This is a genomic window from Nitrosospira sp. Nsp14, assembly GCF_900113575.1.
GTDB lineage: Bacteria > Pseudomonadota > Gammaproteobacteria > Burkholderiales > Nitrosomonadaceae > Nitrosospira.
This window is the reverse complement of sequence record NZ_FOPV01000001.1, coordinates 70179-80625: the sequence shown is the minus strand read 5'-3', so window position 1 is coordinate 80625 and position 10447 is coordinate 70179. Positions and strand designations below refer to the sequence as shown.

Sequence of the window (10447 nt, the reverse complement as noted above, 5' to 3'; positions counted from 1 at the left end):
GGCGTCGGTCGCGTCACCATGCCTGCCGCACCAGGAAATGCACCCGTTTGTCTCCCGCCCTGGTCCTGTTGACATCCTCCAGCGCAACCGCCCAGCTAAAGTCGGCGGAGGCTCCCTTCCAGGCCTTGAGATGAAATCCCATGCCGGTGCCCGCCAGATCGAACCGGTCTATCTGGCCGGGCAATGGCTGCTGCACGCGCACGACCCCGCCATCGATAAAAGCCAGCAAACGAAACTCGTTGATCCCCCTGACCAGGTAGTCGGCATAATTGGGCGTAAAGACTTCAAACTGGCCACTAGCGCTGTCGTCGCCCAATGCCGCGACTTCCAGGTATCCGCGCACCGTGTTTATCCCACCGACGATAGCTTGCTCATTATTGATAAGCGGCTGCGCCGCAAGCTGCCAAGTCGCACGGCCCGTCCATCCCCAGCCTTGCGGCATGGTGTGCGTATGAGAAAAGTTGCCGCGCAGAAATACATAGTTGGAATGGGCCTTGAAACGCTTGTTGGCAAATTCAGCTTCACTTCCCACCACGTCGCGCAGGTGAAAATTGACCGATAGTCCCAGTTTGGTGATGCTTCGATCGCCAACCCAGGTGCCATCCCACCCGACGGTGAAAGGCATATACGTGATGGGCGTATTGAATCTGCCGCCATCGAGCAGTTGAATGTTTTGGCCAAAATCCTTGTAGTCCATGCCCAGCGTCGCGGTGTGGAAAAATTTTTCACCTCCTGGGAGCGGAAGGATGTAACGTCCTCCGACAATTACGCCGTTGCCCAGCACATTAAGCGCTCCCACTGACGCTACGTTGGAATCGGAATAGACGCTGTACAACGCGAGGAAGCCGCCAGTCGGCACCGGCAAGGTGTAATTGGCGGAAATTACCTTGCTCTCGTCGGGGTTTTGAGGCGCGATAAGTCCCGTGATGCCAAGGCTATGCTGCCGGTGCCAGAGGTTGTCCCAGCTTACGTTCGCGCTGAGCCGGGTGAGTGTTGTATTCGGGATCTGGCGGCTATTCAGTTCGATGCTGCCATGTAGTGGCAACTGATCCTTTACTTTCAAATCCACTTCCACCGTGCCCGGCGTTTTTCCCGCCCGAAGCACGGGCGTGACCCGGCGATCGGCGGAGCGATTCAGGTTCGCCAGCTGTTTCTGCATTTCGGTAAAATTCGGAACATTCCCCTCGGCCAGCTCGGGTATGGTGTCTTTGATATCCGCCGGGCTGAAATAGCGGGAGTCCATGACGCGTAAACGCGTCACCGGCGCTTCCGTCACCGCCAGCCGCACCACCGCCTCTTCCACTTTCTGTTGTGGAATTGTCACCAGGACCGTCAGGTAACCCGCGGCATGATAGGCCCGCTCCAGCGCATCCCGGGCTCGTTCCACATCGTCCAGCGTTTTTTGTTCGCCCAGATGCGGATAAACTGCCTCCTCGATCAACGCTACCGGCAATAACGTGGCGCCTTCGACCCGGTATTCGAATACGTCAAACTGTGCATTTTGTGCATATGCGTACGACAGAGGCATAAGGCCGATCAGGCACAATACGCAGCTTACCCACAGCGCTATTTTCGTCATTCGCACGATTTAAAAGCCAACCTGAAGCATGCTTTTTCTTGTTCTTGTAAGCGCAAAATGGGGCAGCCCGGAGTGGGCTGTCCCTGTCGCCTCGCCCGGACGGCATTGCACCGTCCGGATAGTGCGAAAACTACTGAACTGCCGGCTGGCAGGAGTTGCCGAGACGCGCACCTTTGCCGGTCGGGCCGCCTGAGCCGGCCACTGGTGTGGCGAATATACCTTTTAGATCGCTTTCGCCCAGCGTGGTGGTGACAGCGGAGATCAGCGCAGTACCCGCGGCGCTGGCGGGGCTGACAGAGCCTGCGGCAGTGAAGGCCGCGAGCTCATACCAGAAGTCGTAGGAGCCGTCCATCGCTTCCGCGCGCTGCTGAGCATCGGAGTTGGGGGAAACCCGATCGAGCTTGACGAACGCCCACCGGTCAGCGGTAGCGGTCGGGGCGGGCGTGTTTTCCATGGACATCACACCCAGGCCGAACTGGTTCGCGCCGGTCGCCGCATTGAGGGCGGTTTTAACGCCGCCCGTGCCAGACTGCTCGGTGACAATCGCCGTGCCGGTGCTGTCAGTGGCGCGTGCTGGTTCCAATGACCCGCCCGACAACCCAGTGCTGCAAGGCTTGTCCAGGAAACGTATATTGGAAGCCGACTGCGTGCCGGAAGTGGGGACGCGGCGCGCCAAATTGACTATAGAACCGGCTGGGCCGCCAAACAGGCTGCCGTCCACTCCACCGACCGTATCCCTATTTGCAACAGCGGTATAGCGTACTGACGGCAGAGTAGGCTGGCAGGCAGGGGTAAGGTTGGGGGCGGTCGCAGTGCCATCGTCGCAGGTGGCGGCGAGCGCCCCGGCGGCAACGTCATTCTTCTGCAACTGGTGATACAAGGGATAGCTTACCGCCACGCCGAAGGCCTGGCCTAGGTTGGTCGCCACCTCTGAGCCAATTTCGCCAAGTTCCGCGCGGATCTCCAGGTTCTGCTTGTTGATCCGGTATTCGGTATCGGAAAAACCACCGTCGGGATAGCTTTGCCCGGGGAGAGCGGAAGCATCACCCTTGACCGAGGTACTGAAAGTCTTGGTAACGACGTCGGTGCAGCTATTGTAGCGGCCGATGGGATAAGCCACACCGTTCAAGGTGACATTGGTCGTGGCGGCCGCACCCGCGGCGCACTTGCCCGCGCCACCCAGCAACGCCAGGTTGTTGACGCGCTTGATATTGCCCGGCAGATAGCCGTTGGGATTAGGCTCCCCGTTCATGCTCAGGTGCGGCGCATAGGCGTTGAAGGAACCGCCCTCAACGGTATGGTATACCACGACTTTCTTTCCGGCCAGCGAACCTGCGGCTGAACTCATGGTACAGGCATACGCCACGCGGTCGCCGCTGCTCTTGCCTGGTTCGGTACCGGCGGCTTCCAGATACATGTGCGCATCATTGGTGCCGCCGTTTCCGGCCAGCCCGTTGCAAAGCGACATCACACTGCGGAACACCGCGTTGGTCGGCGCGGAGGCTCCGGACAGCCAAACATAAGTGGTTGGACCCGCCGCGATCTGGGCAGGGGTCAGCGCGAAAGCAACCGGAGCCGTGCCAAGCGATGCGATCGCCAGCGCGATTTTACTCAGTCTCATTTTCATTTTGTATCCTTTTTTAACTGGTTAAATACTGGAATCAATCCCTGCGCTTTCCGCTCTGTTCTGAGAGAGGTGAAAGCTTCAGCGAGATCTCCGGTTAGACGCCTGTGCGGCGGCGGACCATCATGCTGAGCATCCCCAGCCCGGCCAGCAGCATGGCCCAGGTATCGGCTTCGGGCACAGGGCTGGTGATGGTAAGGACACCTGCTTCGCTTAACGAAACTTTGGTGTATTCGTCGGCACCGATAAGACCGTCGTGGTTCAGGTCAACACCGAACGGGGTCTTGGTGGCCTGGGCCAGGCTGGAGGTGGAAGAGGTGGTCAGGAACCAGAAATTCTGCTCTGTACCCAGTTGCTGGGTGGTATCGACAGTGGTCTTTGCCAGCCAATCGTCTCCTTGCGTTAGGCCATTGACTGCGCCGAAGAAAGTATCCGGGGCGTCAGTCGGCTTAGCAACACTTGCACCATTTGCGTCGGAAGCATGGGTGCCGCGGCCGTTGTTGGCATCGATATATTTCTCCATGTTGGCAAAGCCTTTTACGTTCGTATTTCCTTGGCTCGGCCAGCTATCGACGCTACCGGTGGTCAAGTAACGCGAACCGCCTTTCGAATTTGCATCGGTGTTGTCCAGGGCGATAACGTTGAACTGGATGCTACCTACATTAGCGGGGGTAACGAAGCTTATCAGTTGGTTCCAGGATGCGCCGTAGGCGCCGGTGGTCAGATCCCAGCTTCTGGTGAAACCAGCTTGGCCGTTGGCTGCGATCATGTCGTCCATTTTGAAACCGAGGTCGAATAACCCGGAGATGTCATCATCGCCCGAGGTGGCAGAAGCGCCACCGTAGTAGCGCAGATTAAGCAAGAGTTCGCCGTTGCCGGAATCGCCGCCATCGACGGCGGCAAAGGCGGGCGCGGTGACGGCCATGATGACTGCAACTGCGAGCGCCTTAAGTTTGAAGTTGATTTTCATTGCTGATGCTCCCTTAGATAAATTAATGAGTTGCCTGAATTTCCAACCAGTTCGCTTGTCCATGAGACCTCGCGTCCAGTCCGGCCAACGTCTAACATCTAGGAGCAGCCCGGCTGACTTCCCTGACGGGGAGACCCGCAGCTTTCCGTCCCCGCTTCGCAACGGGTTTGGCTTTATTCCTGGCCACTGCATACACCTCTTACGGCCGCCGCCAGTGTATGAAAACATCGTTAAGCGCTTGTGAAAGGCGGCCTTGCTTTCTGTGATTCTTTCCGGCTATGTTCCGTGCCTATCGTCACTTCCCAGCAACTTCGATCGCTGTTCCATTCCGCTTTAGCATGGTACCGCTGGTATGTGACGGTAAATCGGTAGTCTGACACCCGTTCCATGAAGCGTTCGGACTATACCAATGAATGAGAATCCCCGATTCTGGAATGGCTTTGTTCCGGCGCCATGATGAAGCGGACCCGCGGCGGTAACGAGGGAGCGTGCTTGAAGCACCGCTCGGATGACGGAATGAGCGAATAACGAGATAGCGGAGAACCATGCTTTTAAGAGCCGATGTAGCGAGAATCCTCATCCTGAGGCAGGTCCCTCCGCTGCTATGGAAGCCGACGGTGAAAGCGCTGGCGGCACACGGATCCTGGTTTTGCTAAAGGGTGATCTTCAACGCCATCGCTTTGGCGACTGCGTGAGCGCGGTTATTGACATCCAGCTTGCGCAAAATTTTCTGAATGTGATTTTTTACAGTAAGCGGGCTGATATTGAGCAAGTGCCCGATCTCATGGTTGTTCTTGCCGGACTGTACATAGCGCAGAATTTCGGTTTCCCGGTCTGTAATGAGTTTGCGGTGTTTTCCCGCCACTGCCCCTTCCTTGCGATGCCGTTCATGGAACAGCATTCGCACCAGCGCCATATGCATGTGAGGCATGAGCAGTTCGAGGAAATATGCATGGCGCTCGTTTAAAGTGGCGGAAAACTGCGTGAAGGCAAAAAAACTGCTTGTACGGCCGTTGGCATCATACATTCCATGTGCTGCAACGCGTTCTAAATTGCCCCGCTTGAGGTCGGTCGCAAAGTGCCTGTACACCGTGGTATGGGGCTTACCCGGACATAGCAGCAATGGCTGGTTCTTGCCCGCGCTCCAGGCGGACATCAGCCGGAATATGATTCCGCCTTCGGGCCGGCAAAGGTCGGCAAATTGAGCCTCGAATAATTGCGTCCGGCTAAACTTTTCTATGCTGATGGATTCCCCAGAGCCTTCGTCCAATATGCAAACAAGGGCAACATGCGGCAAAAGACTCTGCACGTCCCCCTGTGCCCACAAAAAAAATTGGTGTCGTTGCGTAATGGAAGTGGATGAATCGATGATGCGGAACAGATACTCCATTTCCCGTTCCGTCAGAGCAATAAACCTTTCAGTGTCTCTCATGCCTGGCTTTATGTTATACGCATTTCCGGTGTGAAGCGCCGGGTTGCATTGTTTTTTATTAATCTCTGTTAACCGAGTATTCTCTGAGGTCAGCATGACAAAACCATGAAGATATTGTGTCAACTTCATGAATGTGGAGTGGGCAGAAAGGACCATGACATAACGCATCCGCGCTACGGCTGATACCACTTTTTGCGGCAGAAATCCGCAGCTCGCAACCCGGCTGTCACCCCTCGAGTGGAACGAGGTCAAAAATTTGCTCGAAAAGCGGATTTAGGGGGGGTTAGCGGGACGGCTCCGGCCGCCGGAAAAAGAGTCGCTTTCGTTGGATGGGTTGCGGGAACCCGAAAAGGGTGACGAACCGGGTTCGTTGGATGAGTTGCGGGAACCCGGAAAGGGAGATGAGTCGGTTTCGTCCGATGGATCCGATGGACTGGGGGAACCCGGGAAGGGAGACGAGTCGCGTGGCGGCTGCCGCTGCGAATCAGGCTGTGCTTGAGTAGGTGATTTCGGATCGGAAGGGGAGTTCGGATCGGGCTGGGGTTGGGGCTGAGACTGGGAAGCCCCGCCGCCGGCCTCTCCCGGCAGATATATAAACTTCCACTCGCGATAACTGTTGGCCCCCGAGAACGACGTGTAGCGCTCGTGAAAATTTGCCTTCTTAAGCGGCTTCTGAGTCGACAGACTGTGCACCCCGATAAGCCCGACGCCGGGCCGCGTGATCAATCCCCACTCGGCAGCACCGGTCATCGGATCATGAAAAATCTTGCGCAGATGCCGGGTAACGGTCGGGAAGCGGTTGTCAGAAATCAATCTTTCAAGCGAATCCGGGTAGCGCTTGGCGCCGGGCGACCCTTCGTAATACGACCCGATCGCGAGCCTGAACTGCTCTCCGATGAACAGAAGCTCCGTTTCCTTTTCCCGTCGCGCTTCGGTTTTCCACATCTGACCCGCGCCAGCCAGAGCAATGCCGGCGAGCGCAACGGCGAACATCATCCAGATATAGGTATAACCCTTTTCGTTGGACATGCTGCACACGGGACGCGCTTCAGCTTTAGCTACCACGCGCCATAATACGTTCCATCCTTCGCCTGTTCGGGAGAACCGCTGTGGATGTCATAGAGGCCGCTCGTCCCGTCGGCCGGAGGAACTGCAACCCATGTTTCCCTGCTATCGGTAAGAGGATCAACTGGAACAGCGCGTAAATACCGTTTCTCCACCAACTCCGCCAGATCCCCGGGATATTTCCCGGTGTCGCTGTAGAATTTATCGATGGAATCGCGCATGACATTCAGATTCTGGCGAAGCACTGTCTCCCTCGACCGGTCTAATGAATTAAAATATTTTGGCGCGACAATGCTGAGCAGCGTAGCGATGATCGCCATCACGACCAGTAGTTCAACCAGGGTAAAGCCGCGGTAACCGCGGCCGTCAGCGTCCGTTAACCTGCTGCCGCTTTGATTTTCCCTTTGCCTGTTATGCATAATCAAGTCATGGTCCCAGCGGCGGGTCTTATAGAAATGGTTCGGTAACGCTGCTCACCATTTATCGTAAGGGATACCGTTTAACCCGATATTTTGAGAACGGGAAAATATGTCGAAAACATCGTCGCCTTCCTGAGGATTATCGGGCGGACTTTCATAAGCACGTTTCCCCCAGGTTTCAGTGGCGGATAAGGACGCATCCTCAGACATCGGGTCGCGCGGCAACCGCCGCAAAAAATAGATTTTGCGCTTTTCCGGATCCTTGATGTCCGGTATGCCGGTCACCAGATCCTCCAGTTTGCGCGGGTATTCCGATTCATCCGCTTTCCTGGCGATCCGGCCGTCATGTACCGCGCGTTTGTAAGCGTCGATCGCCTCCCGGATCTGCCGCAGTCCCGCCCGCAGTTCGTGTTCTTTTTCCCGCTTCACGTGGAGTTCATACAAGGGAACAGCCGAGGAAGCCAGCACCGCCATAACCGCGACGACGATGGTTAGTTCGACTAAGCTGAAACCGCCCTCGGCTTTCAGCCTTGCGACCAACTTTCCAGTCGCCATCGGCTTCAACGGATGTCAATGCTGATGGCGGGCGGCAAAGGAATTTCCGGGAGACCGCTGTCGCCCTGTAAAGTGACACCCTTGATCGAGACCTGAGTTGTGCCCGGTTTTTGCGAAACCGCTTTGAAGCGCAGTTCCGCGCCCCCTCCACCCTTACCCATCTTCAACGTCCGGGAGCCGGATTTCTCGCCGCCATCGAGCAATTCGAGCGCGCTGGCATCATAGCTGAGTTCCAGCTCGGCGGGCGGCAGCGAGTCTGACCCTCCCAAGCTTACGCTGACCGCGAATTCCTTGTCGGCGAGCACTTGCTCGGGTCCCACTAACGTCACCACTGGCACGCCGCCGGCACCCGCTTCAGGCTCTCTCTCTCTCGGCGGCCTTGGCTCATCCATTGGAACCGCAGCCTGGGCGGCAAAGCCGGCGCCGCCGGCAGCTCCGGAAGAGGACATCGCAAGCGAATGGGGCTGGTTCTTCTTGAGAGTGACCGGACGCGCCCCTACCGCGTTCTCGGTACCAAAATGAAGATCGCTATCGATCCTGGCCGGACGCGAAATATTCCGTACGATCCGCGGTGTGATCAAAAGGGCGATTTCAGTCTTGTTGCGCGTAAAGTTCTTGCTGGTGAACAGTTTCCCAAGGTACGGAAGTTCAGCCAATCCGGGAACCTTTATGAGGTTTGCGCGTTCGTCGTCGCTGATCAATCCCGCCAGAATCTGTGTTTCTCCATCCTTCAGCGCGAGCGTGGTCGAAGCAGTGCGCGTGCCAACCTGATAGGCCAGGCCCCCGTTTGCTATCGTGATTTCCTTCACTATATTGCTGACCTCTAGGCTGACCTTCATGGATACCTCGTCCTGCAAGGTGATCGTGGACTCGACGTCCAGCTTGAGCCCCACGTCGAGGTAGCTCACGGACGATGCCACGCCAACGTTGGCAGTCGCGGTGGTGGTAACAACCGGTACCTTGTCACCGATGAGTATTTTTGCCTTCTCACGGTTTTTCACCCGAATGCGGGGATTGGCGAGAACGTTGACAATTTGCTCGGTTTGCTTGAGGTTGATTATCAATGCCGGATTCTTGATGATAGCCGTCAGGTTATCGATGGTAGAGGTGCCGCCATTGACCCCGGCGGAACTAATTCTAAAATCTCCCGGTATCGGAACGCCCGCAGCTGCGGTGGCCGCCGTCAGCATGCTAATCTGGACCTGATCCGGGTACTGGAAACCAAGATTACGCAGAAGATCACGCCTGATTTCAAGTACCTCGACTTCCAGCATGACCTCGGGATCGGCGAGGTCGTTCACGGCCACCAGCCGTTCGACCAGGCGGATCGCATCTGGCGTATCCTTCATGACGAAAAGATTCAACCTTTCGTCGACGTGCATATCCTTGGTTTTGACCAATCCCCTGACCATGGCAACGATCTGCTTCACATCCGTATTCACAACGTAAAAACTTCGGACAGCCAATTCCTGATACTCCTTTTGCTTGGCAGGCGTATTTGGGTAGATCAGTACCGAGTTTTCGTTGAGCACTTTGTGCGTGAGCTGGTTGGTCATGAGCAAAAGCTTGAACACATCCTCGACGTTGGTATCGCGCACGAAAATGGACGTTTTGGTATCCTGCCTGACGTCCTTGTCGAAAACGACATTTATTCCGGCGGTGCGCGCCATGATTTCAAAGATGGATTTCAAGCCGGCGTCGCGAAACTCAAGGGTGACAGGTTTTTTATACGCCGTTTTTAATGCCGGGCTCACCTTTTCCGCCTGGAACTCTATCTCGGTAATTTGGTGCAAAAAACGGCGAGCATCTTTCTGATTTGGGTTTTCCTGAAGAACGGTGCGGAGTTCGTGTTCTGCAGCCGCATAATCCTTGCGCGCCATCAATTCTTCCGCACGCTTCAACAGGTCGACATGGCGGCGGTCCATGTCCAGGCCAGCCAAGCCTTCCTGGGCACGCTCCTTGTCCGGGTTAATCTCCAGTGCACGGCGATAGCCTTGCTCCGCCGCAGGGAGATTCCCCCTCGACCGGGCGCTGTCCGCATCCAGCACGTGGCGGGCGGCTATCGCCTCGCGCTGACGGGCAAGCATGGCCCGGATCTGAAGATTATCCGGCTCCTTTCGCGCCGCCTCTTCCAGGCTGGCGAGGCCCATGTCTATCTTGCCTTCCGCCAGCAGCTCCTTGGCTTCCGTAAATGGCTCCTTTTTGGTTGCGCATCCTCCAAACGTGACCAGGAGCACTGCCAGCAAAACAAATGCCTGGGCTCTCATCGAGTCTCTCCAGGCTGCGCGATGGCGAGCATCTGTTTGACATTGAGCGGTAGGTAGGTAACTGTGATTCCGCGGTCGTTCACCTCATCCAAGCGGTACTGGCCATTGATGTTTTCGCCCGGCTTGACAACATAGTTGCGTTCCGCCAGGGCAAGGAACACCTGCGTTACCTCGTCTTCGATAATCTTCCCCAAATATTTGAATTGAAGCGGAGGCGGCGGGGGCGGCTGGTTTTTTTCGGCCTCGGAGCGGGGAGGGGGAGGGGGCGCCCACGATTGCGAGCGAAAAAGGTCGCCAGCCTGAGCATTGAATTTCCTGCTCTCCAACCGATCGAGCCGAAGCAGCTCATTTTCCTGCTCCTTTTCCTTCGGCGGATCACTGACCGTTGCGCGGGTCGGTTTTCGGGAACTTGTTTCTGCTTCCGCCGCTTCCGGATCCGCAGCGCCGTCTTCTCCACTGACCCATTGCGCAGCAAGGAGCGAGGCCAGCAATGCCGCCCCCAGCCATAATATGCGATGCCCCCCTGGTGCTGCCAC

At 56.7% G+C, this 10447-nt stretch carries 9 protein-coding genes and 1 riboswitch; all 9 genes read right to left on the bottom strand.

Annotation, left to right across the window (positions count from 1 at the left end):
• Positions 1-13: 13 nt before the first annotated feature.
• The 9 genes from BM022_RS00360 to BM022_RS00320 all read right to left on the bottom strand — a co-directional run bounded on the left by BM022_RS00360 (position 14) and on the right by BM022_RS00320 (position 10447).
• Positions 14-1579 (bottom strand): ShlB/FhaC/HecB family hemolysin secretion/activation protein, encoded by a 1566-nt coding sequence (locus tag BM022_RS00360; protein WP_091135646.1) that lies wholly within the window; start codon positions 1577-1579, stop codon positions 14-16.
• Between the two features lie 130 nt (positions 1580-1709).
• Positions 1710-3206 carry a hypothetical protein gene (locus tag BM022_RS00355; RefSeq protein WP_091135645.1) on the bottom strand — a complete coding sequence of 499 codons (1497 nt, stop codon included), beginning with the start codon at positions 3204-3206 and terminating at the stop codon, positions 1710-1712.
• Positions 3207-3300: 94 nt separating this feature from the next.
• Entirely contained in the window at positions 3301-4173 is an 873-nt protein-coding gene (locus tag BM022_RS00350; protein ID WP_091135643.1) for a PEP-CTERM sorting domain-containing protein, read from the bottom strand.
• Positions 4174-4273: 100 nt separating this feature from the next.
• Positions 4274-4355, bottom strand: a riboswitch (cyclic di-GMP riboswitch).
• Between the two features lie 470 nt (positions 4356-4825).
• A complete protein-coding gene (gene epsA, locus BM022_RS00345; RefSeq protein ID WP_256208763.1) occupies positions 4826-5605 on the bottom strand; it encodes an XrtB/PEP-CTERM-associated transcriptional regulator EpsA in 780 nt (259 codons plus the stop codon).
• Between the two features lie 273 nt (positions 5606-5878).
• Positions 5879-6634, bottom strand: coding sequence for a type II secretion system protein (locus tag BM022_RS00340; protein WP_177191584.1), 756 nt, complete (start codon positions 6632-6634; stop codon positions 5879-5881).
• A 29-nt stretch (positions 6635-6663) separates the two neighbouring features.
• Positions 6664-7089, bottom strand: a complete 426-nt coding sequence (locus BM022_RS00335) for a type II secretion system protein (protein WP_091135641.1) — start codon at positions 7087-7089, stop codon at positions 6664-6666.
• Between the two features lie 54 nt (positions 7090-7143).
• Positions 7144-7644 carry a type II secretion system protein gene (locus tag BM022_RS00330; protein ID WP_091135639.1) on the bottom strand — a complete coding sequence of 167 codons (501 nt, stop codon included), beginning with the start codon at positions 7642-7644 and terminating at the stop codon, positions 7144-7146.
• Positions 7645-7649: 5 nt separating this feature from the next.
• Positions 7650-9911, bottom strand: coding sequence for a secretin and TonB N-terminal domain-containing protein (locus tag BM022_RS00325; RefSeq protein ID WP_091135636.1), 2262 nt, complete (start codon positions 9909-9911; stop codon positions 7650-7652).
• Positions 9908-10447, bottom strand: coding sequence for a secretion system X translation initiation factor (locus BM022_RS00320; RefSeq protein ID WP_256208760.1), 540 nt, complete (start codon positions 10445-10447; stop codon positions 9908-9910). Before BM022_RS00320 ends, BM022_RS00325 begins: the two co-directional genes overlap by 4 nt.